The following is a 26048-nucleotide window of genomic DNA, read 5'->3' as shown; positions in this document are numbered from 1 at the left end:
TAATCTGATTTAATATCAAACGGTTGCATTGATATCCCAGGCCCGCGCAAGCGCAGCGCCGCCGGGCAACAGACATCAGGCATCGTACGCGTCCTTTTGCCGGGCAATGGCAGATACGCTCGCGCTATCTGCCATTGCCCGGCCGGCTCCTTAGCGTTCTTCGTTAAACACCGCGCCCACCTGGCGCCGCACCTCATCCATCACCTGCAGATTCTGCAGCACCCGACTGAGCGGCCGCAGCGGCGAGTCCTGCAACCCCTGCCCGATGCACCAGGCAAAATGCTCCGCCTGCCAGAACAGCTGGTCGTAACGATTGCGCGGCTCTTCCCAGCGCAGCACCTGCCCGCCCTGGCTGGCGGCGAGCGTGAAGCCGCCGGGGGCGTAAAACTGGCCGTCGATCGTCAGGGTCGCCAGGCGTCCGGCCACCACCGCCCCGCCCGGCGTGTTGCTGAACAAAGTGGTGTTTAACACCCCCTGCATCCCGTTCTGCCAGCTAAACAGCATCGACGTCTGACCGTTAAGCCCCTCCGCCGTGGCGCTGCCGCGGGCGACAATCTCCTGCGGCATGCCGCCCACCATCAGCGCAAACGAGGTCACATAGCTGCCGAGGTCCATCATCGGCCCGCCGGCAAGATCGGCATTGAAGATGCGGTGCTCGGGGGTGAAATACTCGCCGTGATCGGCCAGCAGGGTATGCAGGTCGCCGAGCGCCCCATCCTCCAGCAGCTGGCGGATCACATCATATTTCGGCGCGTAATCGCACCACATTGCCTCCAGCGCCAGCTTCCCCTGGCGGGCGGCTTCAGCCTGCAGCTCACGTCCTTCGCCGAGGTTGAGGGCGAAGGGTTTCTCAATCAGCACGTGTTTGCCCGCCTTCAGCGCCTGCATGCCGTCGGGAAAGTGATGGTTGTGCGGCGTCGCAATATACACCGCATCAATATCCGGACGCGCCAGCATCTCCTCCACCTGGCCGTAAGCCTGGGGGATCCCCCATTCCGCGGCCACCCGGTCGGCCTTCGCCTGGCTGCGGGAAGCCACCGCCACCACCTGCTGCCGGCTGTAGGTTTTCAATGAGTGCACAAAGCGCTCGGCGATCCAGCCAGGACCGATAATGCCCCAGCGCAGGAGGGGAATGTTCTGCGCCGCCGGGCGGCGCGGGGTTGGTAAGTGTGACGGAAACATAGCGGCTCCTTAGTCTTTAACCACGTTCACCCAGCGACGGCTGACCATCGAGGCTTCAATCGCCGACAGCACGCGCTGATTCTGCAAACCAAATTCAAAGTTGGGATAGCAGTCGCCCTCCCCGCAAATCCCCTGCACCAGGTCATGCACTTCGATCACCTTGATGTCAAAATAGCCCAGCCCGCCGCCGCCAAAATCGAAGCCGAAGAAGCCGGCATAGGCCGGGATCTGGCTCCCGGCATACAGCGTCTTAAAGCCGCGGTCATGTTTATCATCGTTGAAGCGATACACCTGCAGCTCGTTAAAGCGCTCCCCGTCCATATACAGCGTGCCTTCGGTGCCGGAGACCTCCCAGAACACGCCGAAGATCCGCCCGGCGGCGATGCGCGAGGCCTCAATCACCCCCGCGGCGCCGCTGTCGAAATTGACCAGGCACTGAACCTGATCGTCATTTTCCACTTCCCGCCACTCGGCATCGGCCGCGACCCGGCTGGCATACCCGGCATCGGTCTGCGGCACCGGACGCTGGCGCAGGCAGGTTTGCGCGCTGGCGGTCACTTCACGGATCCCGCCCAGCAAAAACTGGGCGACGGACAGGGTATGGGCGCCGAGGTCGCCAAGCGCCCCGCTGCCGCCGAGGGTTTTCGAGCAGCGCCAGGACCAGGGCAGGTTCGGGTCGTTATAAAACCCCTGATCAAAGGTGCCGCGAAAGCGCACCGGTTCGCCAATATCGCCCCGGGCGATAATCTGCTTTGCCAGCAGCGCCGCCGGCGTTTTGATGTTGTTAAAGGCCACCATGGTCTTCACCCCCGCGCGCCGTGCCGCCTGCGCCATCTCCTGCGCCTGCTGCTCATTGACCGCCAGCGGCTTCTCGCAATAGACATGTTTACCCGCCGCGATCGCCGCCATCGCCATTGTGTAGTGCAGATGGTTCGGCGAGGTGATATCCACCACATCAACCTGCGGATCGTTTACCAGCTCGCGCCAGTCGCCGTAGGCCTTTTCCGCCCCCAGTTTCGCCGCGTGCCGTTCGGCCATCGCCTGATCCTGATCCGCCAGCGCGTAGAGATGCGGGCGCTTGGGCAGATCGGGATAGAACATTGCCGCGCGACGGTAAGCGTCAGCGTGTGCCTGCCCCATAAAACCTGAGCCGATAAGGCCGATATTTAACCGCGCGCTCATGATGCGTACTCCTCTGACGATGAAGGGGAAGATAAATGGTGCGCCAGCCAGGCATAGGCGCGGCTGGCGGTGGCCAGCGGCGGCGCCATCGCCGGGTCCTGCTCGGCTTCGATAATCAGCCAGCCGCGGTAGTCGCTGTCCCGGACAAAGTCGAGGATCGGCGCATAGTCGATGCAGCCGTCGCCTGGGATGGTAAACAGCCCGGCGCGCACCGCCTCGTTAAAGCTCAGGTTTTCCCGATACAGACGCCCCAGCACCTGCGGACGCACGTCTTTCAGATGCAGATGGCGGATACGGTGGCCATATTTGTGCAGTACGCGCGGGATCTCGACCCCGGCGACAAAGGCGTGCCCGGTATCAAACGCCAGCCCGACGTTGTCATGGGTGTGAGACAGAAACCGCTCCAGCTCGTCATCGTGCTCCACCAGCATCATCAGATGATGGTGATAGGCCAGCTGGAGGTCATAGTCGCGCAGCAGCAGGTCAGCAAAGGTATTCAGCTTGTGGCAATACGCCGCAAGGCTGACGCGGCTTAACGGCGGCGAGAGCGAAATAGGCTCATCAAGCGGGGTTTCACCTGGCAGTTGCCCGCACTCGCCGTAAACCATCACCTTCGCGCCGAGCTGCCGGAGGAGCTGGGCGTGCTCCCGCACCGCCTCCAGCTCCGCTTCCACGCTGCGGTCGGCCAGCAGGCCGCTGTACCAGCCGGACGCCAGGCGCAGGTCAGCCGCCGCCAGCAGCGGGCCCAGGGTTGATGCCTGGCGGGGAAATTTCCGTCCTAACTCAATGCCCTGATAGCCCGCCTCCCGCGCCTCGCGCAGGCAGGTATCCAGGGGAATATCACCGCCTAAATCCTCGAGTACATCGTTGGTCCAGCACAGGGGGCTCACGCCCCACCGCAGTTGCTCTGTCGCCATCTTGTTCTCCTTTCCACCCTGTGGTCTTGTCTGGCGTCACTATAAGCAGGTGACGACCGACGATGAAAACGGAGAAATGATGGAAATCCATCATTGCGCTGGCGGTATATTCGCTATTTCAGGTAACCCTGAAAAATAAATGGAAATAATGCTTGCCGCCGGCTTATTTTGCGGATAAAAATTACTGGCTTAATAACCCGCTGCAGAGGTTATCCCTTTCATTCGAAATATGATGATAGCAATATGAAAAAAACTCAACACCGCACCAGCGCGGGCTTTTGCCGTGCGCCAAGGACAGGCCTGCTGTTATTTGCCTGAATGACACATAGCCGCTTTTAAAACATCAAATAATTAACATTCTCTCTGCAATAATATGACAAGCAGTGGGAAGGTTGGCTTGCGAAATAAGCATGAAACTTTGATGTTTTACTAATAAATAACCCCAGAGCCTCTTGCTAATTACTTATCAGGACTGGTTGGGTTATTTTATTCTGACGCCAACGGGAGAATACACCAACGTGTATCCCTCTCTCTGGCCCGGCACGCCGCTATCGCGATGAGAAACAATAAGATGAATAAGACCTGGCTTTTCACCACCCTCACCCTGGCGCTGGTCGCCGCCGCGCCGGCCCACGCCATTAGCGCGAAATACCGGGAACAGCTTGAACGTTCCGGCTGCACGCAGATGACCGACGGGATCACCTGCGATATTCATAAAACCAAAGCCGAGAATGCCGCCGCCGCACAGCACGCCAGCAGCGGCTTCGGCCCCTGGGTGGGCACCTGGTATGTTTATACGGAGTATGGCGATAAAATTGATGAGATTACCGTCACCGCTAAAACGGTGAAAACCCATGGTCATCTGGTCGAGGAGGCGAAAGCCAGCCAGGGTAAACTGACCTTCCGGGTGAAAAGCTCAGCCTTTACGCTGAACGACGCCTTTAACGGCGTATGGGCAAACGGCAGCCAGCGCGGCACGTTGCAAAAAGTCCTGTAATAACATCGCTCTGCCGACAGGCCGGGGATAATGCAGGGAGAACCTCCCGGCGCAGGCCGGGAGGGAGTGCAATGGATTACTTCTGCGGACGCATGGCCGGGAAGAGGATCACGTCGCGGATGGTATGGCTGTTGGTAAACAGCATCACCATGCGGTCGATACCAATACCCAGACCCGCGGTCGGCGGCAGGCCGCACTCGAGGGCGGTCACGTAGTCTTCGTCGTAGAACATCGCTTCGTCATCGCCCGCCGCTTTGGCGTTCACCTGATCCTGGAAGCGCTGCGCCTGGTCTTCGGCATCGTTCAGCTCGCTGAAACCGTTACCGATTTCGCGGCCGCCGATGAAGAATTCAAAGCGGTCAGTGATTTCCGGGTTGACGTCGTTACGGCGCGCCAGCGGAGAAACTTCCGCCGGGTATTCGGTGATGAAGGTCGGCTGAATCAGATGCGCTTCCGCCACTTCGTCAAAGATTTCGGTAACTATGCGTCCCAGCCCCCAGCTTTTCTCTACCTGAATACCGATAGATTCCGCCAGTGCTTTCGCCGCGTCGAAGTTATCCAGATCCGCCATGTTGGTTTCCGGACGGTGTTTCTTGATCGCTTCCCGCATGGTCAGTTTTTCAAACGGCTTGCCGAAATCAAACACCTGGTCGCCATACGGCACTTCGGTTTTGCCCAGCACCGTCTGCGCCAGGGTGCGGAACAGCGACTCGGTCAGTTCGATCAGGTCTTTGTAGTCCGCATACGCCATATACAGTTCCATCATGGTGAACTCTGGGTTATGGCGTACCGAGATCCCTTCGTTGCGGAAGTTACGGTTGATTTCAAACACGCGTTCAAAACCGCCAACCACCAGACGTTTCAGATACAGTTCCGGCGCGATGCGCAGGTACATATCGAGATCCAGGGCGTTGTGATGGGTAATGAACGGACGGGCTGACGCACCGCCAGGGATCACCTGCATCATCGGCGTTTCGACTTCCATAAAGCCGCGGGCCACCATGAACTGGCGCATGGTGGCGAGGATCTGCGAACGGATACGGAACGTATGACGCGACTCTTCGTTGGCGATCAGATCCAGATAGCGCTGGCGATAGCGAACTTCCTGATCCTGCAGGCCGTGAAATTTATCCGGCAGCGGGCGCAGGGCTTTGGTCAGCAGGCGCAGCTCGGTGCAGTGGATCGAGAGTTCGCCGGTTTGCGTTTTGAACAGCTTGCCGCGGGCGGCGATGATATCGCCGAGGTCCCATTTCTTAAACTGTTCGTTGTAGACGCCTTCCGGCAGGTCATCGCGCGCCACGTACAGCTGAATGCGGCCGCCGACGTCCTGGAGGGTGACGAAGGAGGCTTTGCCCATCACGCGGCGGGTCATCATCCGACCAGCCACCGCAACTTCAACGTTCAGGGAAGCGAGTTCATCGTTGTCCTTCGCATCGAATTCAGCATGCAATTGGTCAGAGGTATGATCGCGACGGAAATCGTTGGGGAAAGCTACGCCCTGCTCACGCAGCGCAGCCAGTTTTTCGCGACGAGCTTTCAGTTCATTATTAAGGTCAATGGCCTCATCGGCACCTTGTGCTTGTTGTTCAGACATATGGATTCCTCATAACCTTGCTTTCAAACTAGCTTCGATAAATTGAACCAGGTCACCCTTCCGCGCGGCCTGTCTCTGGGAAGACACCAGAGCACAATCTTAACGATCCTGGATTCACTCCAAGCTGATCTCACTCAGCTATGGCTTCAGTAACGGTATTTTTTATCGTTGGCCTCCGCGCATGCCAGAATATCCTCCTCCTGTTCACTAAGCTGTGCAAGGAGCGACTTCGCGCTCCGCTGTTGAGGTAATGCCCCCGGTCGCGCTGCGCTTACCGGGGCTACGAATCGCAGCCCGGACAAGGTGTTTACGCCACGGGCCGGGACGAGCGTCAGGCGCCGCCGCCGGTAATTTCACCGGCAGCCGCACGACGTTTGCCAACGCTACAGGCCGCGGCAAAGGCGATAATGACCATCACCGCCACGCAGCCGAGGGTCCATTCGCCCATCTGCGCGAAGAAATGCTGATAGGCGGCAATCGCCGTATCGCTGATTTGCGATTCGGTGGTTTGCTGGGCGACCACGCCCGCCAGCCAGTTGGCCACCGCGCCGGTGGCCAGCATATAGATCCCGGTCAACACCCCGGTGACGCCGGGCATGTTCAGACGGGTGATTTGCGCCATCGCCACCGGGTCGATAAACAGTTCGGCAAAGCCCATCATCGCCAGCCCGGCGACCATCATGCCCATTGAGGCCTGACCGTCAGCCGCGCCATGGCGGGCATTGAGCGCCAGCAGCATAAAGCCGCCGCCCATCAGCAGCAGGCCGAAAGAAAATTTCAGCCAGACGCGCAGCACAGAACGCACGCTGCCTTCCGGGCGCATCAGCCACGCCAGCACCACGCCGGCCGCCATCACCGCTATCGCGTTAACTGACTGGAACAGCGCGGTCGGCACGTCCCAGTTCAGCAGACGACGATTGACGAAGTGGTCGATAAACAGGCTAATCGAGCTCCCGCCCTGCTGCGCCAGCACCCAGAACAGCGTTCCGGCGAGCATCAGCAGGACGATCTGCCACAGCGCGCGACGATGCTCCGGGGCTTTGATCATGATCCGCGCCACCATCTGGGCGGCGAACAGGCAGACGATCGCCAGCAGATAGCCGGACCAGTTGTTTTGCAGCAGCAGCGTGAAAAATACCGGCGCCAGGCAGAGCATCACCAGCAGCCAGCCCCAGGTCGGCAGCACGAACTTCACCGCCCGCAGCGCCGGTTTATCGACGCCGCGGGTATGCCGGAAGTGGCGGCTGCCGCTTAAGAAAATCATCAGGCCGATAAACATACCGATCCCCGCAAGGGCGAAGCCGATATGCCAGCCGTACCACTGCGCCGCCAGTCCGCAGGCGATGGGCGCGGCAATCGAGCCGACGTTGCCGGCGGCGTACAGCAGCGAGAAACCACCGTCGCGACGCGGGTCGTCGTGAGCGTACAGTTCGCCGAGCAGGCAGCTGATATTGGATTTAAACAGGCCGTAGCCGCAGATGATGATCGCCAGCGCGACGTACAAACTCCATGCGGAGGTCGACTCAACGCCCAGCACCACATGGCCGAGGGTCATCAACAGCGCCCCGGCAATTACCGCCGTGCGGTTGCCGAGCAGGCGGTCGGCAAGCCAGCCGCCGAGAATAGGGGTAACGTAAACCAGAGATGCGTAAGCGCTGAACAGGCTGATGGCGTGGCTGTCGTCGAAGCCAAGCTGGTGGGTAAGGTAAAGGATGAGTAAGGCGCGCATGCCGTAAAAGCTGAAGTACTCCCAGATCTGGATCGCAACGATGTAGTAAATCGCGCGCGGCTGTGAGGGTGTTTTCATGTGTTCTCCTTGCAGCGTGAAAAAGGGAAGTGGCAAGCCACTTCCCTGGTGTGCGTCTATTACTTGTTATTCTCTTCTTTCAGCACTTTAACGGTGTAACGACCATCCGCCTGACGATAGGCGCCGTGGATATCGGTTTCGAAGCCTGGATAGTGGGCGCCGATTTCGCACAGCATCTGCAGGAACTCCAGCACCGGACGGCTCTCTTCGGTGATCATCTCACCCGGCATCACCAGCGGCACTCCCGGAGGATACGGCAGGATCATGTTGGCGTTGACGCGGCCGACCATCTCTTCGAGATACACTTCTTCCGTCTGACCGTGCAGCTCTTTCTGGAACGCGGCATACGGGGTCATCACCATCGATGGCAGCACTTCAAACGCGCGGAACATCAGATCCGGCAGGTTGTGATGCTCAATCAGTTTGTGAATGTTCTGCGCGAGGTCCTGAATACGCATGTTTTCATAGAATTCAGGATCTTCACGGTACAGCGACGGCAGCATGTTTTTCACCCGCAGGTTCAGGTCGAACGCGCGTTTGAAGTCGGTCAGCGCACGCAGCAGGCTCAGCGCTTTAGTCTTATCGATACCGATACTGAACAGGAACAGCAGGTTGTACGGACCGGTTTTCTCTACCACGATGCCGTGTTCGTCGAGGTATTTCGCCACGATGCTTGCCGGAATACCGAAGTCATCCATGGTGCCGTCTTTCTTCATCCCCGGAGTCAGCAGCGTGACTTTGATCGGGTCGAGGTACATGTGTTCATTATCGATGTTTTTGAAACCGTGCCATGCGCTGTCGGAACGCAGCGGCCAGCATTCAGGACCATCGATATGCTCCGGCTGCCAGACGTCGAAGAACCAGCCGTCAGACTCGCCTTTCAGACGTTTGATCTCTTTACGGAACTTGATGGAACGTTCAATAGAGCCGTCGATCAGACGCTTACCAGCGTTCCCCTTCATCATCGCCGCCGCGGTTTCGGTGGAGGCCACGATCCCGTAGTGTGGAGAGGTGGTGGTGTGCATCATGTAGGCTTCGTTGAAGGTCTCTTCGTTTACGTCGCCTTTCACATGGATCATCGACGCCTGGGAGAACGCCGCCAGCAGTTTGTGCGTGGACTGGGTTTCATAAATCACTTTCCCTTCGACGCGGCCGCCGCTCATCCCGCATTTGCCTTCATAGATCGGCGAGAAGTTGGTGTAAGGCACCCACGCGGAGTCAAAGTGGATGGATTTCACATCCAGGGTTTTCTTGATGAAGTCGGTGTTGTACAGCAGACCATCATAGGTTGAGTTGGTGATAACCGCGTGTACCGGCCAGGTCGCATTCGGCGTCTCTTTCACACGCTTGGCGATAGTCGCGTGCTGGAATTCGCTCTGCGGAATACCGCCGAGGATACCGTAGGCGTTACGGGTCGGACGGAAGTAGATCGGCGTAATGTCGCTCATCATCATCAGGTGAGTCAGCGATTTGTGGCAGTTACGGTCAATCAGCACGGTGCTGCCGGCCGGCGCGGAGTACATGCCGACGATTTTGTTAGCGGTAGAAGTACCGTTGGTCACCATGTAGCTGCGTTCTGCGTTAAACACGCGAGCGATATACTCTTCCGCTTCTTTGTGCGGGCCGCTGTGGTCCAGCAGGGAACCCAGTTCAGAAACCGAAATGGAGATATCGGATTTCATGGTGTTGGAGCCAAAGAAATCGTAGAAGATGCTGCCTACCGGGCTTTTCTGGAACGCGGTACCGCCCATGTGGCCTGGGGTACAGAAGGTATATTTACCTTCACGGACATATTTGAACAGCGCTTTGGTCAGCGGCGGCAGAATGGTGTCGATGTATTCGTCAGTGTTCTGTTTGATTTTGTTCGCGATATCTTCCGCAGCGCCCAGCGCATATTCGAAGAAGCGAACCTGCATGCGCAGATCGTTCAGGCTAACGTCCAGAGTGGAGTAGGTGTTAGCGAACGCATACAGCGGCATGTACTCGTTCATTTTGCTGATTTCTTCGCACAGTTCGAGATTGTATTTATCCCAGTCGAAGATCACGCCGCACAGACGAGAGTTGTTTTCAATAAGTTTTAATAAGTCGTCACGGTCGTTCGGGTAGACAATACGGAAGTCCAGGCGTTCGAGAGCACGATGCAGTTCACGGATGGGTTCTTCTTTGAAGTAAACCCCCATGTGATTCATGATTGCAATAACGTTCATAGTCAAATCTCCAGATGTAGAAAGCCCCTCCCGTCGCGTGATGACAGGTGATGGAAGGAGCCTCAGGAAAACGGGTTGCTGATTAGTGCGCGTTAGCGGTGGTGTTGTTATCCGATGCGTTGTTCTGGCGCTGGTGCATTTTGCGACCGTAGAACATCAGGATAATCAGGCTAACGATGAAGGTGCCGGCCAGTTCGAAGGAGCTTGCGCCCATCAGCGCGATGAAGCAGAACACGCAACCCAGTACCGAACAAATCAGGCTAACGAAGTTACGGATGTTGATGCCTTCGAAACGAATCAGGTCAACACAGGAGTAGAAGTAAGGCAGCATGGTCAGCAGTACCGCGATACCGGTCAGTTCGCCGAACAGGTCAGAGGCTTTACCACCGGCGGAGTTCATCAGGGTAATCAGCACCATCAGCGCGGTCATTTTCACTGCGGCCAGCAGCAGGCCTTTTTTCGGAATACCGTTGTTATCAACTTCGCCATACACTTTCGGGAAGTTACCGTCGTTGGCGGCACGTACACCGGCCTGGCCAACCAGCATCATCCACGAGCCCAGAGAAGTCAGGCAGGCAAAGGCGGTGAAAGCGGATACCATCGGTGCAGCCCAGCCGCCGAGGATGGTAGAGGCGCTAATTGCGAACGGCGCACCGGACGCGGCCATCTGAGAAGCAGGATACATACCGGCGATAACCTGAGTCGCGGCGATGTAGACGATACCGGCCATCGCAGTGCCCAGCATGGTAGCCAGCGGCACGGTACGTTTCGGGTTTTTCACCATCCCGGTACTCACGGCGGCGGATTCTACGCCAACGAAGGCCCACAGGCAGAGCAGGATACTTTTAATAACCGCGTGGCTATCGGTGGTGCTGGAGGTATTCCAGTTCGCCTGATAGGTAGCGACATCAAACCAGTGCCAGCCGACGACCGCGGTCATGACTACCGGAATAAGCACCAGTACCAGACCAATAGTGGTCAGACGGCTGACCCAGGTCCCGCCGAGCATATTAACGAAAGTAAAGATCCACACGATGGCAATACAGGCAATACCTGCTGGCACCGGGTTATTTAAAATTGGGAAGAACGTAGAGAGATAAGAAACTGCGGTAATCCCGATGGCCAGGTTACCAATCCAGTTTGCATGATAATAAAGGACACCGGTCTGGAAACCGAATGCCGGAGATATTTCGCCAGCGTAGGCAATAGGACCGCCCTGCTGCGGGTTTTTAGTGGCCAGTCGGGCATAAACATAAGCCAGAGACATCGCACCAATAATTGAAATCACCCAGCCCCAAATGGCAATACCACCGATGCTGGCCAGGTTCGCAGGTAATAATGCAATCCCGCTCCCCATCATATTACCGGCGACGACACCGGTACAGGCAAATAGCCCGATCTTCTTGGCAGAACTCATGGTTGTTTTTCTCCTAAGTTTATTTGGGAGGTACAGATCATGATACAGAACCATTAATTGACCCGACCAACTGCCAACAAGATTACTGATTTGTACGAGATAAGTCATAAAGATAAAGTGATATAAAAACAAACATCAGACAAATGATATTTTGACCTTTTTCCCTTAACATATAAACATGACAACAGGGTGTCAGAAAAAGATAAACATCGTTGAATTACAGTGAGTTAGAAGAAGGGTAGCGTGTTATCTGACTGTTATTTAAAGCCTCCTGAATGCTAAATAAAAATAACAAAAAGAGGCTTCATGAGAAACATAAATTTAACCTCACCATGCCCAAAACCTTGCGCATGATGAGGGTTTACTTATTCTGAAGAGAGAAAGTTGTCGAGATATGGAACTACTCGGTTAACCGATGTCTGGAAAACCCCATTTTCAATCCAGTACAGGGTATCTTCGCCAGGACGTAAATTAAACGCCGTGATGTAAGAATCGGCAGCCAGACGGTTCTCACCTTTCATCTCATAGACTTTGCCTAACAGCACATAATTTAGCCATGACATCTCTAAATCAATCGCACTATTAATTGCGGTATTTGCTTCGTCGACTTTGCCCTTCCCCAATGAATCCACCGCTTTTATTTGATAATAAATCGCCATGTCTTTTATACCCGGCATCGCCCCTACCCGCTCGACTTCACTGTAGAGGGCGGCCAGCTGTTTATCGTCCAGAGGCTGTTGCGAATGGCGCAATACATCCACCAGCGTTTTTTCGGCATAGGCGTAAATAAAATCCGGCGCCCGCTGAATCACATCATCCAGCAGGCTACTGGCCTTACTTAATGAATCGACGTCGCCCTTCATTAACAGCTGATGCGACTGGTAGAAATAGGTTAACGCCACGCTTTGCGAGGGCTGATATTGCCTGAGCATCGCCTGCATTCGCGCCGGCCACGGCTGCGCCAGGGCATCCGACAGGCTGTTCATCAGATCGTTCTGGATGGTCAGCTGGTTATCGTTGGTCACAAAGTAGCGCTTATCCAGCATCGTCGAGCTGTCGGCGTTGTCCACCAGCTGGACCGACATAAAGCACTGCTGCGCCCGATAATGGCGCTGATTAACGAACTCAATGGTCAGCGTTTTGCCGGAACTGCTTGGTTCATTGATGTTGTAGTCCGTTTTGTCATGCACCATAAAGGTCGAGAAGGTGTTCAGCGAGGTGGTGATCAGGCTGGCCAGTCCTACGGCGTAGGAGTGCTGCGACGACCAGTTAGCGCAGGAGTTGCCATTCACCAGGTGGATATCGATATCGCGCGGATTGAGCAGCAGACGCGCCTTGTTGACCGGCGGCCGCGATTCCATGCTCGACAGCGCCACCAGCGCCACGCAGGTGCCCAGCGCCAACAGGAACAGCCCCCACACCAGGGCGGTAGTGAGGAGCTTGCGGCCTGACGGCGCGCTGGCCACGGTAGGAGCCGGTGGCGGCGCGGCGGCATCAGGGAGAGGGACAGAGACGTCGGATGGCGCACCGGCGGCCGGCGGCGCAGGAACGGCGGTCGACGGCGAAGGCGTCAGCGCCTCCATCGACGGGGCTAGCTCCTCCCCCTCTTCGGTGCACCAGATCACCGGCACCGTGAGCTTATACCCCCGTTTGGGTACCGTCGCGATGTACTCAAGGCTAACGTCGTCGCCGTCTTTGAGCGACTTGCGCAGTTCAGAAATACTCTGCGTGACGACGTGGCTGGTCACAACGTTCCGGGTCCAGACGTTTTCGATAAGCTCGTCCCGGCTAAGCACTTCCCCCGGATGGCGGGCAAAAAAGACCAGAAGATCGATTAAACGCGGTTCAAGGGTAAGCTGGCGCCCCTTCCTGCTGATTTGGTTTACAGAGGGGGTTACCAGCCATTCACCGACGCGAACAACAGGTTGTAGCATACAAGAAAGCCCCAGACAAAAAGGGAAAGGCGCGATGATAACACATTTGTCCTACCTATTTTTGCCAGGGGTCACTCCCTCAGGCATTAGGCCGGAATGGGCTCTTTATTAACAATAAAAAGCAATAATTCATTAACATCGTGATCATGAAATCTATATATAGCGATAAAAACGCATTTCCGCTGCCGCTATTGCCTAAGGCAATTCCGATAGCAGAAAAAAATAAGCCCGGAGGCTTAACGCGCTCCAGGCTCAATGCGTTGCGCGCCGATACGGCACGCTTTAAAAAAAGGTTATTTATACACTTCCGCTGTGGCTTCAAAGTTAGGGCCATGCTCACGCGCAGCGGTGATCACGTAGTACTTTCCGCCTTTCTCATCGGCCAGCTTGGAGAGCTGATCGTGCAGATCGGAAGGCGAAGAGAATTCGCCACCGGACGGCCCCACCGAGATCGGCCCGACTTTGGTCAGTTTGAAGTGTTTCACTTCTTCTTTGGTAATCAACTGCGCGGCGGAGGCGCCAAATGCAACGGCGGAAAGGGCTAACGCGACTATCACTTTTTTCATCCTGCAATCTCCTTGGAATTAGCCTTCAGTCAGGCCCTTTCAGTATAGACGGCGATTTACTAAGCGTGCTACCGATGCGCTTATTTTTTGGCCGAGGCGTTCAGTAACGCGGCGGTACTCCTTCCGGGCGGGTCTTAAAGCGCCGGTGCAGCCACATGTATTGCTCGGGCGCCATCAGGATGCACTGTTCGATAATCTGATTCATCCAGGCCGCCGTAACCTCGGCGCTCGCCAGCGGCGGCGTGCGCTCCGGCGTCAGGGAGATCAATTCATACCCCATGCCGTTGGGCTTGCGCCGCGGAACAAACGGCACAATCGTCGCCCCGGACATTTTCGCCAGCATCCAGGTACCGGTGGTGGTCGCCGCCTGTTCGACGGCAAACAGCGGGGCGAAGACGCTGCTGGCCGGACCGTAGTCATGATCCGGCGCGTACCAGAGAATTTCCCCCTCTTTTAGCGCCCTGACCATCCCTTTCAGATTTTTTCGATCCAGCATGGTCTTGTTAGAGCGCAAGCGTCCCCAGGTTTGCAGCCAGTCAATCAGCGGGTTATCGTTGGGCCGGTAGACGCCAATGCCTGGGGTAAACATGCCGTACATTCGCGCACCCATTTCGAGGGTCAGAAAATGGATACCGATCAGTAAAATGCCCTGCTTTTCTTCCAGAAGCTCCACCACCTCGTTAACGCCGCTGGTCTCGGTCCAGCGCGCTACCCGGTGCGTCGGCCAGAACCAGGCCATGCCGGTCTCCATCAGCCCCATGCCCAGCGATTCAAAGTTTTTCACCAGCAGCGCCTCGCGGTCGGCGGCGCTCATCTCGGGAAAGCAGAGTTCGAGATTACGTCTGGCAATCCGCGCGCGGCTTTTCATCACCCGCATTGCCAGCCGCCCAAGCGCCGTTCCCAGACGGTAGATCACCGGATACGGTAATTGCACCAGCAGCCACAAAAAGCCAATTCCCAGCCACAACAGCCAGTAACGCGGGTGCAACAGCGCGCGGGAAAATTTGGGTAAATTTGACATAGTAATCCTGTTAATTCACTCAATAATAGCTGAGCAAAAACCGCGAAATAAAGTAGCGGATCCTGCACGTAGTATTTTTCCAATTCGTGCGGTAATACTCAATCACAAAGCGCGTTATTATAAGCCGATTCCAGGATAAATTCAGCCCTTACGCTGGGGACTACTCTATTATTAGACGCAACGCGTAAAATTTCCTGTTTAATGCATAAATAAATAAACCTAACCTCTACGGCCCGGCCGATTGTCGATAAAATAGCCAGTACATTTGCCTCAGCCTCGCGACCAATACCTCTTTTACTCACGCTTTATTATGGCGGTAGCGAACGCAAACAGTCCGTTTCGCCCGGTTTGACACGGCCAGCATGCGGTTATTTGTGACTGGGGCAAAGGTTAAGCATCGACATTGCGGATCCTTTTCCCAGATATGCTACGTTTACAGCGCTCATTCGACGCAAGTGCCTTTGCCGACGTCGCCGCTTTCAGAAGCCATAGTGAGAAGGAACTATGACAATGAATTATCAATTAGTGAAGCAAGTCAGAGAAAATAACCCATTAAGAAAAAGCTTCATTGACCTTGCCGTTAAGACTTTTGACCTGTCTTTTGAAGAGTGGTATCAGCAAGGTTACTGGACCGATGCCTATATCCCCTATGCTTTTGTCGAACGCAATAAAGTTATCGCTAACGCTTCGGCCAACATCATCGACCTGCGCTGGCAGGGCGAGCCCCGGCGTTATATTCAGATTGGCACCGTGATGACCGAGCCGGACCACCGTAATAAGGGATTAGCCGGCCAGCTTATCCATCACATCCTGCAGGACTGGCAGCAGGAGGCGGACGCCTTCTTTTTATTCGCCAATCCCACCACGGTGGATTTTTACCCCAAATTTGGCTTCACCCGCAGCGAAGAACATCAATATATTATGCCGGTCTCCCCGCGAGCCGGTGATTTTCGTAAACTGGATATGGACAGCGCTGACGATGTCGCCCTGCTCCGCCATTACTATGAAAAATCCAACCCGTTCTCACCGCTGCGGGTGGAGCATAACTTTGGCCTGCTGATGTTTTACTGCTCAGCCTTTATGAAGCATTTTGTCTATTACTCGGCAAAAAATGAGGCGGTGGTCATCGCCATGCAAAACGGTCCGGTGCTGATCTGCTTTGATCTGTTCTGCGACGTGGGCAAGAGCCTGTCGACGCTGGTCAACGAACTGGCCGATGACCACGTTTACCAGGCCATCCTCGGTTTTACCCCCAGTGAAGACCGGCTCGGCGAGTATGAGAAGATAGAGGGAGAAGATATCCTCTTCGTCTATGACCAGAAGGAAAACCTGTTTAAAGACAGGAAGTTGATGTTTCCTTTACTGGCGCATGCCTGACGGCGCTGTGCCGCCAGGCAGATCAGTTATAAGTCACCACGAAGGTCGCACTGGCGTTCGCTTCGCCCGCAGTCACTGCGGGCTGCGTCTGGATATAGCGGGCCTGATAGGATAAACGATAGTTCGTCTGACTGCCTTTTTTCCCGGACCAGACCTGGCTCACCTGGTTTAGCGGCACCAGCGAGCCGCCGGCACTGAGGATCTGCACGCCAAGTCCGGATGCCCCTTCAGGTTGGTCATCGATTTTAATCACTTCGTTGGCGGCGACAGCGCTGTCCACCGTCGCGTTAAACTGCATAAACACGCTGCCGACATTTTCACAGTTCGTCAGGTTGATGTTAAAAGGAACCGGGGCGGTGGTGCTGTTGAGCCCGGTAAATGCGGTTTTGTTATGCCGTCCGAGGAAGACGTTAATGTTTTTACTGTCGTCAGTAATCTTGCAGGTGGGTGATTTGACCTGAATACAGAGCCCGCTGACGCTGAAGCGCATCGCCTGTACTCCGCCAAGATAAATATCGCCAAGGTAATCATTAAGGCAATATTCGCCCGGCGGCGGTAGACCGCCGTTATCGGCAATCCGCCAGAAATAGATGGTCGGTTTTTTATTTTCCGCCTGAAATGCGCGCTGGCCGGAAAATACCGGCGCGGAAGGCCAGGCCGTGAACAGGGGATCGAAATTAATGCCATCCTGTTCCCCCATCTGAAAGCTGTAGCCGATGCCCGGCAGGCGGTCGATGCTGTAGATATCCCCCGGCTTGCCGTCTCCCGCCGGGCCGACCCGGGAACCGCCAATGCTCTGAAACCCGCCGGGCTCGCTGCCGCTGCAGGCGATCTCCCAGCGTTCGTTATTAGTGATAATCATCCCTCCGTAGCTGTATAGCAGGGAGCCAATGGGGAGATCGCTGACGTCAAGGTTGATACTGGCCTGGCTGACGTTCACTGAATACTCGATAGTTTTGCCACTGACCATCTGGCACGCTGCCGACAGCGAAGCGCAGTACCCGCCGGCCAGCAGAAGAGGTACCCCTGATGCGATGATTTTTTTCATATTACTTCTCCTTTATTCCCGGCCGGCAGACCTGATGCGGCGTGGGGCTGCTAACCTGCTGCACCGCGTCGTCGCGGATGGCATAGGCCAACCGGCAGCGTTGCCCGCTGCGTTCGCCCCATACTACCGAGACGCTGCCGTGGTCCTGCGGCACCCGGGCATACAGCAGCCCGCCCTGACCGACGGCGCCAACCGCCCGACCGTTGTCGTCGAACACCTCCGCGCCCAGCGGGGGAGCCGCGCCATCCGGCAGCGTGACATGGGCAAACCAGGGATAGCCGGTACGCGTGACAAATTTGACCTTCACCGCCGCGCCCGAATCGGGCACCACCGTCGTGCTGCTGGAGACAATCTCCACATGGTCGTTCAGACCCTGCGGATCGAGATCCAGCCAGTTAGCGGTAAAGGGATCGAGGTAAGGGATGATCGTAAAACCCTGGCGGTTAATCGGCTGTCCAAGGCGGTTAGCCACCCGGGCCCCCACCGCGCCGGGCGCTTCCACAATGGCGAAGGTTTCCCCCAGTTCGGGGGTGGCGGTCATGCCGCCCTGATGCGCTACCAGGGCGCCCGACGCCCCCAGCGAGTACTGCTGCTGATGGCGACCGGCGCTGGCGCTGGCGTTCAGGTACGCATAATCCGTCCGCAGGCTACCGTTGGCCGCAACGCTGGCTTCATTTGGGTTCTCCCGCGGCATGTCGTAGCTGGCGGTCAAACCGTAGCTGAAGGCGTTTTTCTCGCCTGCGCTGCCGGTATAGCTGGACTGCAGCTGGCTGCCGTAGTTTTTATCGTGGTTAAAGCGGGTGGTCAGGCTGCCCGCCTGCCCGAACGGCAGCGAAAAGGAGACGCCCACCACCTGATTATTGCGGTGATGGATATCCTGGCTCTGCTGGGCATACAGATAATAATTGAGCTGACCATAGCGGTTGGCATAGCCCAGCTGATATGAGCGCCAGCGGTGGTGGCGGACATCCTCACTCCAGATTCCGTTAAATGACAGACTGCCGCTGCCGGCCTGCTGAGACAACGTCGCGCTGTAGCGGGTCATCTCCCGCCAGTCGTTGGGGTGCCGGTCGTGCTCCCAGGCGGCATCGCGAATGGAGCGATAATTGCCGTCGTTGCTGTGGCTCATCGAGAGCAGCATTCGCGTATCGGATGTAAACGATTTTGATGCGGACACCCGCCAGCGGTAGCCCTCCTGCCAGCCGTGCTCCCTGCCCTTCGCCGCAGAACGGGAAAGATCGACCGCCAGCGCGCCCCAGTAGGTATTGAAGGCGCTGCCGACCAGCGTCGAGTAATAATCTGTCGTCGCGTTAGCGCCGGTATAGCCGCTGATATAGTCATTGAAGCCGTACTGCAGCGTGGCTTCGCCAAATCCCGGCCGCCCGGCGATCCCGTCCTCATCCAGATAGCCCAGCGACAGATCATAATAGACCGCGCCTGCCCGCACCAGGCCAGGCAGCGTGGCGTACGGCACGGTAAAGGTGTCCTGACTGCCATCCGCCTCGTGGATCGTCACCTGTAAATCGCCGCCGGCGTTGGTGGGATAGAGATCGTCGAAGGTGAATTTGCCCGGCGGAACCGTTGCCTCGTACAACAGAGCGCCGTTCTGGGTGACCGTTACGCGGGCGTTGGTGCGCGCCACGCCGCTGACCGACGGCGCAAAACCGCGGCGAGAGCCCGGCAGCATGCGCACATCGGTAGCCAGCCTGCCGCCGATAAAACTGACGCTGTCAAAGAAGGTTCCGTCGGTCCATCCCTGACCCAGCCGTAACGTGGACGCCCAGTTCACTACACTTCTCTCAGCCCAGGTGGCAATGCTATCCCAGTGCGTATTCCCTTCCTGCGCCTGGTAGCTGGACTGGTGATGTAACCGCCAGCCAAAGGCGCGCAGGCTGGCATCCAGCCCGAGATAATGATGGCTGCTGGTGTCCCCGTCGACGATGCTCTGATAGCTATTGGCCTGGTAGCGCAGCACCGCGGCGGGCACGCCGCTATCCACCTTTTTCAGGTTCACCGCCCCCCGATAATGGGGTTGCAGCAGCGCCTGGGGCATATTTACCCGCAGGACGTTTTCCCCGCTGTCATACTCCCAGCCGATCGCCTTATCGATCTGCGAAAAACGCAGGCAGGTGGCCGCGGTTGGCCACTGGGCATCCTTCAGCTGCAGAGCGTCGAACAGCGAGGGTGAGATGCAGGGCTCAAGCTGGCCATCGTGTTCCTGGATAACAAACGTTTCTTCCCCCAGGTCCCGGCCATTCACCGAGAGCGTGCTGCGGTACTGTCCGGCGTGTAGTGGATTACCGTATTGATATTTCTGGAGATCAACCTGCGCGGCGCCGTGCAAATGGGCGCGGTTAAAACTAAACGCCTCTGCCGCCCATGCCTCCTGCCAGGGAAGGAGCAGCATCAACCCAACCTTGATCTCCCTGAATTTCATAATAATGTCCTTACTGAGGATAATTATGATTCACTACCGCGCCGTAATCATTGATGGTGGTGAAGCTGAATTTGGCTGGCAGCGTGCGCAGCGCGACCCCTTTAGGCGCGATCTCCAGCGAGGAAAACGGGGCGACCATGCCGGCAGCGTGTTTTTGTCCGTTAAGGGTGATGCTGTCGATGGTGATATAGCGCGCTGAGGCATTGCTCACCCGCAGCCCGTTGCCCGTAGGAGCCAGCGCCCAGCTCAGGGCTTTTTCCGCGGCTATTTTTTCCGCCGCCACGCCTGCCGGACGGTAAAACAGCTTGATACGCGACCGTATCGCGAGCTGCAGGTAATTGTCAGTCTTGCCATTTTTCGGCTCAGGTGGGATATCCAGAAGATTGAACCAGAACAGCGATTCCCGATCCTGCGGCAGGCGGCTGCCGTTAAACACCAGGCGCCAGCTCTGGCCTTTTCCCGGTTCGATGCGCACAATCGGCGGCAGCACAATAAACGGCGCCGCATCCTTTTCCGGTTGATTTTGCACGCGGCCATCGTCGACCCAGACCTGCGTCAGAGAGGGGGTCTCCCCCATATTGGTGGCCCGGACGGCGATCTCTTTTTTGTCGCCGGAAAAAATAATCCGTGTGCCGTCAATAACCATGCTGGCGTCCGCCGAGGGTAAATAGCTGGACAGCAGCAGTGCCAGAACCATACGCCGCATATTCACCTCCTCCTTGCCGGGTGGATAAACGGCCCCTGAGCGGGGCCGTGGACAGGGGTTACGGATAGACCACCGTAAAGTTGACGTAGGTAGCGACTTTTCCAGCCGTAGCGGCGTCGGTCGCATAGTAGCGGGCATAGAAAGGCAGCGAGGCGGAACCATCCTGCTCAGCCACCGCCACCGGGATCACGTCCGGGCGAGCAATGGTGCCGTCTGCAGCGACCGCCGGGGTCTCCGCGAGGTTAATCGGCGTAAACCGAGTGTTCAGCAGCTCCACATCGACGTTTTCTGCTTCCGTGCCGTCAGACAGAGTGTTTTTTAGTCGACCCTCCGTGGAAACGTATTGATCTTTCTCGAAGTACACCGAGACATCAGCCCCTGGGGTGCAGCTCGTCAGATCGATGGTGAAGGGAACCACGCCCGCCGTCTCACCCGCGCTGCTGAGCGCTGAACGCTGGACCGTCGGTAGGGTTACCGTCTTGTCTTTATTCACTACCGTACAAGTATTTTCGATGACTTCACCATTAAAGGTGACTTTGCCATCAGCAGCCTGTGCCGCTACCGGAGAAAGCATCATCATCACCACGAAAGATGCCATTCCTCTGCTGTATTTTTTCATATTCACTCCTCATCACCACGCTTATGAAGAATCGTTCAGGAAATACCCTGGCGTACTTTATACGTACAATTTATTAATGCTCAGTCCATTGGATTAGCCTGTTATCTTTTAACCCCTTCCCTGCACTGACATCCTACTCACTTCATTATTTATTATTCAAATTCGCCACCAGGACCATTTCTACTTTTTATAGAAAAGTCTTAACACCACTTTGAAAAAGAAATAAAACTGACGCACAATAAAAACACAACTCACTGTAAATAAAAGATAATTTTTATTTTTTATTTTCTAAAAAACATTCGAGAAATGCGATCTAACTATCTCACCCTCATTATTAACCACCTCCTCCCACGTTCTCCCCCCTGGATTGAAAGCGCAGGGAGTATGTTATTTATGGCGGGTATTCTCTACAGTAAATTGTCGATTCAGGCAGGACAGCATGCACAGCGTATTTATGCCAGGAGGTCATTATGTTGATCTGCATTGCGGATTCAGAATATTTTAATATTGCCCTGAAAGCGTATATTAATGAACCAAACAGCAAGCCTCTGGATATTAAAGAAATACTCTGTTACCCGTTTAGTGGACAGAGTGAGATGTTCTATACTTTTTTTGCGACCGATGCCGGAGCCCGGCTAAGCACCATCCTTATTGATTACAGCAGCGTCAGCATCGAAGTACTGCAGGTCGCGCTCAGTTTAAAATCGTTTAATCCCCTGATCCGGATCTTTATTTTTGCCAAATCAGGCTACCCGTTGAGCGAGCTCGAACGCAGCCTCGCCATTGTGCTCGGCGCAGAGTTCATCACCAGTTTTGCCGGGCTCAGCGCTGCCCTTGCCCGCGGTCCGCGCTTGACATCGCCCCCCGCCGACAAGCTCTATATCGCCATACCTGACAGCTATAACCTGACCCGTAAGGAAACTTTTTTAATCAGCCTGCTGATGGGGGGAATGCCGTTGTGTCACGTGGCCAGCACCATGCAGCTCACGATCAAACGGGTCTACTACTACCGTTCACGTGTCCTTAGCAAGCTGGCGGTGAAAAATAACGTGGAACTGATGAACAAAGTTCAGGGGATGGTGTTGCGCCACTACCGACAGGAGACAGGCCATGAAATCGTATCTCTACGCTAAAAATCGCCTCATGTTGATTATCCTGAGCTGGCTAAGCGCAGACGAGGCGTTGCCATCTCGTCATGATTTCCAGCAGACTGAAACCATCCTCAGCACCCTGCATATACCGTATGTGCTGAAGCCCGACCTTGATCAACTGAGAGCTACGCTACAGCCATTACTCGCCACGCCCAGGCCGCAGGCCTGTGAGGTAGGCGCTTTTCTCAGCGCCCTGTTGGCGCTGTATACCCGGTTAACCGAATATACCGCCGTCGAGCACTATCTGCTCTCCCGGCATCTCTGAGTAGTAACCCGCCTGGGCAGGAAGACGCCGCGCGCCTCCTGCCTGTAAGGCATTACCTTAGCTCAGCAGACCGCTCGCCGCGTCGGGAGACGTAATCCCGATAGCCCTCGCCAACGTAAATCTGCCGTGGCCGGTAGATGGTCAGCGGCGCCTGGTGCATCTCGTTCCAGTGCGCCACCCACCCGACCGTCCGACCGACCGCGGTGACCACCGCAAACATCGACGAAGGCAGATTCATCGCTTTAAGGATCACCGCGGTATAGAAATCCACGCTTGGCGACAGGCCATTGTCCACAAAATAGGGGTCGGTCAGCGCCACGTCCTCAAGGGCCATCGCCACCTGCAGCAGGCGGTCGGACATGCCTACCTCCGCCAGCACCCGATGGCTGGTTTCACGCAGGATATCGGCGCGCGGGTCACGGTGACGGTAGCGCGAGTTGCCAAAACCCAGCCGGCGAAATGCCTGCGGATCGCGCTTCGCCTGGCGCAGAAACGCCGGAACCTGATCGACGCTTTCAATCTCCTCCAGCATTCGCATGCTCGATTCATTTGCTCCGCCATGCATCGGCCCCCACAGCGACGCCAGCCCGGCGGCGACGCAGGCGAATAAGTTCGCCCCGGAGGAGCCCGCCGCGCGCACCGTAGTGGTCGAGGCGCACTGCCCGTGATCGGCATGCAGCACCAGGATCTGGTTCATCGCCTGCTCGATAACCGGATTGAGAACGTATTTTTCCGCCGGGATAGCAAACAGCATCTGCAGGAAATTACCGGCATAGGAGAGATCGTTGCGCGGATACGCCGCGGGTTGCTCAATGGTGTACTTGTAGCTCATGGCGGCGATAGTGGGCATTTTCGACAGCAGCCGGGTGGCGGCCAGCGCCCGGTGCTGCGGATTTTCCACATCCAGTACATCATGATAGAACGCCGCCAGCGCCCCCACCAGGGCGCACATCAGCGCCATCGGGTGCGAGTCGCGACGAAAGCCGCTGCACATGCGGGCTATCTGCTCATGGACCAGAGTATGGCGGGTGATGGTCTCGCGAAAGGTTTGATAGCTGGCCTCATCCGGCGCGTCACCGTTCAGCATGATGTAGGCCACTTCGAGAAAATCGCACTGGCGAGCCAGCTGATCCACCGGATAGCCGCGGTGCAATAGCACGCTGTTTTCCGTATCGATCCACGAGATCGCCGACTGGCATCCGGCGGTATTGGCGAAGCCGGGGTCATAGCTGCAGAATCCGGACTGATTTAGCCCGCGCATGTCAACTCCCACCGGCCCCCGCGTTCCCGGCACCTGCGGCAGGGCGATGGGCGGTTGTTGTCCAGCAAAAGAAAGCGTTAACGGTGTAGTGCTCATCCTGTTAGTCCCCCAGCAAGCTTATCAGCGACCCGAAGTCATTCTTCAGGCGGAAAGACCAACATAACCAATGTGATGCAGCTTATTCATTGATGTCATCACTATAACCCTGGCAAAGAGGATATTTTGCTGGCCTTCACTGGGAAACAGGCCGTCTTTCCCCAGCCCACCGCCGGATAGCGGCACAAATCGCCAAGGATAAAGGCGATCATCGCTGTCAAAATTTACGTTGAGTAAAGAAAGGATGAAGAGGAGCTACCATGAATTTTGTGCTGTCGATGACCCTTATCTGCATCGCCATCGCCTGGCTGATGATGAGCCTCCTGCCGGTGTAGATGCACCACTAACCGCCACGCCAGTGGTCTGGATAACCCCTCCTTCAATTGATTTCCGCCGTGGTCTTCGCCTCTGAGGTTTCATAAGAGCCATATAAGAAGTACTGGTTGCATATCAGGCTGTTGCGTTTTCCCGCCGAGGGGTAGGCTAAAGGCCCACTGTTAAGGAGGTGATATGTCTGGACTTATTAATCCACATGCGGCCCCGGAAGAAGCAGCCTATGCGCTACTGATTGAGCTCGTTCGCGCCCAGCGCGTGCCGCAATATGAAGGCGAAATTTCCGGCCTGCTGGCGATGTACGACGAAGCCGTTAAACACTTTAAAGAGAAAGAGACCGAGCGTTAGGCGTGGACATCGTGGTGCGAGAAAAGCGTGACGCCTGCGGAAGCCGCGCAGGCGTTGGCTGGATAGCGGCTTGGGTCATCAGCTGCCGCGGTAGGTAGAGTATCCGTACTGACTGAGCAGCAGCGGGATATGCAGTTTTTGATTTTGCTTTGTGACATTGAAAATAACCGGAATCACCGGGAAGAACGTATTCATATTTTGGCTTTTAAAATAGTCACCGGTTTTAAACGTCACTTTATACACCCCCGGCTCCATATTCTCCGCCTGCGGATAGAGCGACTTAATCCGCCCATCGGCATCCGTTTTACCGGTGGCGATATGCTGCCAGCTCTCCCCCTGCTGTTTATCCAGCTCAATCTGCACCCCCGGTGAAGGGAGCCCGGTTTGCTGATTAAGAATGTGTACGCTGAGCGTCCCCTCTGGCGCCGCCAGCGCGCTGAAGCTGAGCAGAGAAATTACGGAGGCGATAACTAATTTCATAATCGTGACCTTATTGGGCAAGTGAAAGTGCCCTAACTATAGTCAGCGCGGCGGGGAAAAAAATTAAACTTTTTGTTATCAGATTGCGGTTATTTGGCGGGGAACGGTACAACTGGGTGTACTCTGAAACAGGCCGCAAGCGGCCTCCTGCACAGAGAAGTCGGCTAACAGATATGGTTTGCGAAGCCACTTTTCATCTTGAAAAGTAGATTTTTTGCGGATAGCGGGTAACGAACGTCCGGGACCTACCGCTGATATTTATACCGTTAGACGCTCGTTGTCAGAAGAGGGATTGATTGTATATAGACTTTGGATAAATGTTTGACCAGGATGGGAGCATAGCTTGTCACTGATGCGCTCAATTTTACAAGGAATAAACCGATGCCATTACCCGAACGTCTGCAACCAGCCAAAGTAAACCGCCAGAAACTGAAACAGCTAGCGGACATGGCCGAAGAGATACTGGCGCAAATTGATAACGGGGCTAAGGAAGAGGATACCGGGTTGAAAATGTTGATAAATGACTGGAATAGCCAGGTTATTAACCCGTATGCATTCTCTGATTTCCGGGATTTCTCTTCATGGACCAGTGCAAAAGACTTCACCGGGATGGCGTTTAATCAAGAAAAATACGTGGCGGATTTATCCTGGGATGAGCTGATTCAGATCATCCAGTTTGTGTGTCAGGCCGAAGGTAAGGAATCTGAACAAAGCTACGCGCTGGGACTGCTTGAGAAAAACTTTGATGCCAATCCATCCGACCTCATCTACTGGCCTAATGAATGGTTTCAGGATAAAGACATGCTTCATGTCGATTTAACGCCTGAAGAAATCGCCGGATACCTGATGGCAAAATCTGGCCGGTGGCTAAGCGATGCGCCGCAAATCGAGCTGAAGTATCCGATACCTTCAAATTCGTAAGGTATATCAGCGCTCAGTTTGTAGATGTTAAAAGAATGGGATAGCGGCAAAATCACCGCTCACCTGGATTTATATCAGGCGCCGCTGCGCTTTCTCCTTGTCGGAGATAGTGCCCTCGGATACCGCAGACTGCGTCGTACCTTCCGCATGGCCTTTGCTGCCGCCACCCGCCAGCAGGGCGC

General features: G+C 55.9%; 23 protein-coding genes. 6 read left to right on the top strand and 17 right to left on the bottom strand.

Features of this window, described 5'->3' with window-relative positions; all coding sequences use genetic code 11:
- Positions 1–150: 150 nt before the first annotated feature.
- The 3 genes from RRF55_RS16330 to iolE are packed head-to-tail and all read right to left on the bottom strand — an operon-like array spanning position 151 to position 3281.
- A complete protein-coding gene (locus RRF55_RS16330; protein WP_064153252.1) occupies positions 151–1182 on the bottom strand; it encodes a Gfo/Idh/MocA family protein in 1032 nt (343 codons plus the stop codon).
- Between the two features lie 9 nt (positions 1183–1191).
- Positions 1192–2364, bottom strand: a complete 1173-nt coding sequence (locus RRF55_RS16325) for a Gfo/Idh/MocA family protein (RefSeq protein ID WP_064153250.1) — start codon at positions 2362–2364, stop codon at positions 1192–1194.
- Positions 2361–3281, bottom strand: a complete 921-nt coding sequence (gene iolE / locus RRF55_RS16320; RefSeq protein WP_014907960.1) for a myo-inosose-2 dehydratase — start codon at positions 3279–3281, stop codon at positions 2361–2363. Before iolE ends, RRF55_RS16325 begins: the two co-directional genes overlap by 4 nt.
- A 571-nt stretch (positions 3282–3852) precedes the next feature.
- Here iolE and RRF55_RS16315 point away from each other — a divergent pair.
- Positions 3853–4278 carry a hypothetical protein gene (locus tag RRF55_RS16315; RefSeq protein ID WP_032410957.1) on the top strand — a complete coding sequence of 142 codons (426 nt, stop codon included), beginning with the start codon at positions 3853–3855 and terminating at the stop codon, positions 4276–4278.
- Between the two features lie 76 nt (positions 4279–4354).
- Here RRF55_RS16315 and lysS read toward each other — a convergent pair whose 3' ends face one another.
- The 7 genes from lysS to RRF55_RS16280 form a co-directional block, all read right to left on the bottom strand.
- Complete coding sequence (gene lysS / locus RRF55_RS16310) at positions 4355–5872, bottom strand: lysine--tRNA ligase (protein ID WP_064153249.1); 1518 nt, start codon at positions 5870–5872, stop codon at positions 4355–4357.
- Between the two features lie 331 nt (positions 5873–6203).
- Complete coding sequence (gene dtpD / locus RRF55_RS16305) at positions 6204–7679, bottom strand: dipeptide permease DtpD (protein WP_004151795.1); 1476 nt, start codon at positions 7677–7679, stop codon at positions 6204–6206.
- Between the two features lie 59 nt (positions 7680–7738).
- Positions 7739–9886 (bottom strand): lysine decarboxylase CadA, encoded by a 2148-nt coding sequence (gene cadA / locus RRF55_RS16300; protein ID WP_002892486.1) that lies wholly within the window; start codon positions 9884–9886, stop codon positions 7739–7741.
- A gap of 82 nt (positions 9887–9968) precedes the next feature.
- Complete coding sequence (cadB, locus tag RRF55_RS16295; protein WP_002892484.1) at positions 9969–11303, bottom strand: cadaverine/lysine antiporter; 1335 nt, start codon at positions 11301–11303, stop codon at positions 9969–9971.
- 365 nt (positions 11304–11668) lie between these two features.
- A complete protein-coding gene (gene cadC / locus RRF55_RS16290; protein ID WP_439419146.1) occupies positions 11669–13237 on the bottom strand; it encodes a lysine decarboxylation/transport transcriptional activator CadC in 1569 nt (522 codons plus the stop codon).
- A gap of 293 nt (positions 13238–13530) precedes the next feature.
- Positions 13531–13803 (bottom strand): DUF1471 domain-containing protein, encoded by a 273-nt coding sequence (locus RRF55_RS16285; protein WP_002892402.1) that lies wholly within the window; start codon positions 13801–13803, stop codon positions 13531–13533.
- 100 nt (positions 13804–13903) lie between these two features.
- Positions 13904–14824 carry a Kdo(2)-lipid IV(A) acyltransferase gene (locus RRF55_RS16280; protein WP_002892400.1) on the bottom strand — a complete coding sequence of 307 codons (921 nt, stop codon included), beginning with the start codon at positions 14822–14824 and terminating at the stop codon, positions 13904–13906.
- Between the two features lie 510 nt (positions 14825–15334).
- On the opposite strand from RRF55_RS16280, the gene RRF55_RS16275 reads away from it, so the two are divergent.
- The gene (locus RRF55_RS16275) at positions 15335–16201 is read left to right on the top strand and encodes a GNAT family N-acetyltransferase (RefSeq protein WP_004211259.1); all 867 of its coding nucleotides are present in this window, start codon (positions 15335–15337) and stop codon (positions 16199–16201) included.
- A 22-nt stretch (positions 16202–16223) separates the two neighbouring features.
- On the opposite strand, the gene RRF55_RS16270 is transcribed toward RRF55_RS16275, so the two are convergent.
- The 4 genes from RRF55_RS16270 to RRF55_RS16255 are packed head-to-tail and all read right to left on the bottom strand — an operon-like array spanning position 16224 to position 21011.
- The gene (locus RRF55_RS16270) at positions 16224–17249 is read right to left on the bottom strand and encodes a fimbrial protein (RefSeq protein ID WP_004147417.1); all 1026 of its coding nucleotides are present in this window, start codon (positions 17247–17249) and stop codon (positions 16224–16226) included.
- A 1-nt stretch (position 17250) separates the two neighbouring features.
- Positions 17251–19686: a fimbria/pilus outer membrane usher protein gene (locus RRF55_RS16265; protein WP_064153247.1), complete on the bottom strand. Its 2436-nt coding sequence runs from the start codon at positions 19684–19686 to the stop codon at positions 17251–17253.
- A 10-nt stretch (positions 19687–19696) separates the two neighbouring features.
- On the bottom strand, positions 19697–20392 hold the full coding sequence (locus RRF55_RS16260; protein WP_012068380.1) for a fimbrial biogenesis chaperone: 696 nt from the start codon (positions 20390–20392) through the stop codon (positions 19697–19699).
- Positions 20393–20450: 58 nt separating this feature from the next.
- The gene (locus RRF55_RS16255) at positions 20451–21011 is read right to left on the bottom strand and encodes a fimbrial protein (protein ID WP_004151792.1); all 561 of its coding nucleotides are present in this window, start codon (positions 21009–21011) and stop codon (positions 20451–20453) included.
- Between the two features lie 470 nt (positions 21012–21481).
- Here RRF55_RS16255 and RRF55_RS16250 point away from each other — a divergent pair, with 470 nt between their 5' ends.
- Together RRF55_RS16250 and RRF55_RS16245 are read left to right on the top strand one after the other, a co-directional pair.
- The gene (locus RRF55_RS16250; RefSeq protein WP_002892378.1) at positions 21482–22144 is read left to right on the top strand and encodes a LuxR C-terminal-related transcriptional regulator; all 663 of its coding nucleotides are present in this window, start codon (positions 21482–21484) and stop codon (positions 22142–22144) included.
- Positions 22122–22427 (top strand): hypothetical protein, encoded by a 306-nt coding sequence (locus tag RRF55_RS16245; RefSeq protein WP_004191501.1) that lies wholly within the window; start codon positions 22122–22124, stop codon positions 22425–22427. The genes RRF55_RS16250 and RRF55_RS16245 overlap by 23 nt, the downstream gene beginning before the upstream one ends.
- 52 nt (positions 22428–22479) lie before the next feature.
- Here RRF55_RS16245 and RRF55_RS16240 read toward each other — a convergent pair whose 3' ends face one another.
- Both RRF55_RS16240 and RRF55_RS16235 read right to left on the bottom strand, forming a co-directional pair.
- Positions 22480–23784 carry a citrate synthase gene (locus RRF55_RS16240; RefSeq protein ID WP_004147414.1) on the bottom strand — a complete coding sequence of 435 codons (1305 nt, stop codon included), beginning with the start codon at positions 23782–23784 and terminating at the stop codon, positions 22480–22482.
- A gap of 45 nt (positions 23785–23829) precedes the next feature.
- On the bottom strand, positions 23830–23970 hold the full coding sequence (locus tag RRF55_RS16235) for a hypothetical protein (protein WP_032409092.1): 141 nt from the start codon (positions 23968–23970) through the stop codon (positions 23830–23832).
- Positions 23971–24294: 324 nt separating this feature from the next.
- Here RRF55_RS16235 and RRF55_RS16230 point away from each other — a divergent pair, with 324 nt between their 5' ends.
- On the top strand, positions 24295–24465 hold the full coding sequence (locus RRF55_RS16230) for a hypothetical protein (RefSeq protein WP_002892370.1): 171 nt from the start codon (positions 24295–24297) through the stop codon (positions 24463–24465).
- A gap of 78 nt (positions 24466–24543) precedes the next feature.
- On the opposite strand, the gene uraH is transcribed toward RRF55_RS16230, so the two are convergent.
- Positions 24544–24945: a hydroxyisourate hydrolase gene (uraH, locus tag RRF55_RS16225; RefSeq protein WP_002892366.1), complete on the bottom strand. Its 402-nt coding sequence runs from the start codon at positions 24943–24945 to the stop codon at positions 24544–24546.
- A 381-nt stretch (positions 24946–25326) separates the two neighbouring features.
- Between uraH and RRF55_RS16220 the strand changes: the two genes are divergently transcribed.
- Entirely contained in the window at positions 25327–25866 is a 540-nt protein-coding gene (locus RRF55_RS16220; RefSeq protein ID WP_016531314.1) for a hypothetical protein, read from the top strand.
- Positions 25867–26048: the final 182 nt, after the last annotated feature.

Origin of the sequence: Klebsiella sp. K47 (assembly GCF_051858335.1) — a bacterium.
Classification (GTDB): domain Bacteria; phylum Pseudomonadota; class Gammaproteobacteria; order Enterobacterales; family Enterobacteriaceae; genus Klebsiella; species Klebsiella pneumoniae.
This window is presented reverse-complemented; position numbering and strand designations above follow the sequence as displayed.

Bases quoted from the DNA above. Each gene is read 5' to 3' on its own strand.
- RRF55_RS16255 (WP_004151792.1), bottom strand. From the start codon at position 21,011: ATGAAAAAATACAGCAGAGGAATGGCATCTTTCGTGGTGATGATGATG.
- RRF55_RS16280 (WP_002892400.1), bottom strand. From the start codon at position 14,824: ATGTCAAATTTACCCAAATTTTCCCGCGCGCTGTTGCACCCGCGTTAC.
- RRF55_RS16270 (WP_004147417.1), bottom strand. From the start codon at position 17,249: ATGAAAAAAATCATCGCATCAGGGGTACCTCTTCTGCTGGCCGGCGGG.
- RRF55_RS16245 (WP_004191501.1), top strand. From the start codon at position 22,122: ATGAAATCGTATCTCTACGCTAAAAATCGCCTCATGTTGATTATCCTG.
- RRF55_RS16275 (WP_004211259.1), top strand. From the start codon at position 15,335: ATGAATTATCAATTAGTGAAGCAAGTCAGAGAAAATAACCCATTAAGA.
- cadA (WP_002892486.1), bottom strand. From the start codon at position 9,886: ATGAACGTTATTGCAATCATGAATCACATGGGGGTTTACTTCAAAGAA.
- RRF55_RS16220 (WP_016531314.1), top strand. From the start codon at position 25,327: ATGCCATTACCCGAACGTCTGCAACCAGCCAAAGTAAACCGCCAGAAA.
- RRF55_RS16325 (WP_064153250.1), bottom strand. From the start codon at position 2,364: ATGAGCGCGCGGTTAAATATCGGCCTTATCGGCTCAGGTTTTATGGGG.
- cadB (WP_002892484.1), bottom strand. From the start codon at position 11,303: ATGAGTTCTGCCAAGAAGATCGGGCTATTTGCCTGTACCGGTGTCGTC.
- uraH (WP_002892366.1), bottom strand. From the start codon at position 24,945: ATGAAATTAGTTATCGCCTCCGTAATTTCTCTGCTCAGCTTCAGCGCG.
- RRF55_RS16265 (WP_064153247.1), bottom strand. From the start codon at position 19,686: ATGAAATTCAGGGAGATCAAGGTTGGGTTGATGCTGCTCCTTCCCTGG.
- lysS (WP_064153249.1), bottom strand. From the start codon at position 5,872: ATGTCTGAACAACAAGCACAAGGTGCCGATGAGGCCATTGACCTTAAT.
- RRF55_RS16285 (WP_002892402.1), bottom strand. From the start codon at position 13,803: ATGAAAAAAGTGATAGTCGCGTTAGCCCTTTCCGCCGTTGCATTTGGC.
- cadC (WP_439419146.1), bottom strand. From the start codon at position 13,237: ATGCTACAACCTGTTGTTCGCGTCGGTGAATGGCTGGTAACCCCCTCT.
- RRF55_RS16250 (WP_002892378.1), top strand. From the start codon at position 21,482: ATGTTGATCTGCATTGCGGATTCAGAATATTTTAATATTGCCCTGAAA.
- dtpD (WP_004151795.1), bottom strand. From the start codon at position 7,679: ATGAAAACACCCTCACAGCCGCGCGCGATTTACTACATCGTTGCGATC.
- RRF55_RS16330 (WP_064153252.1), bottom strand. From the start codon at position 1,182: ATGTTTCCGTCACACTTACCAACCCCGCGCCGCCCGGCGGCGCAGAAC.
- RRF55_RS16240 (WP_004147414.1), bottom strand. From the start codon at position 23,784: ATGAGCACTACACCGTTAACGCTTTCTTTTGCTGGACAACAACCGCCC.
- RRF55_RS16260 (WP_012068380.1), bottom strand. From the start codon at position 20,392: ATGCGGCGTATGGTTCTGGCACTGCTGCTGTCCAGCTATTTACCCTCG.
- RRF55_RS16230 (WP_002892370.1), top strand. From the start codon at position 24,295: ATGTCTGGACTTATTAATCCACATGCGGCCCCGGAAGAAGCAGCCTAT.
- iolE (WP_014907960.1), bottom strand. From the start codon at position 3,281: ATGGCGACAGAGCAACTGCGGTGGGGCGTGAGCCCCCTGTGCTGGACC.
- RRF55_RS16315 (WP_032410957.1), top strand. From the start codon at position 3,853: ATGAATAAGACCTGGCTTTTCACCACCCTCACCCTGGCGCTGGTCGCC.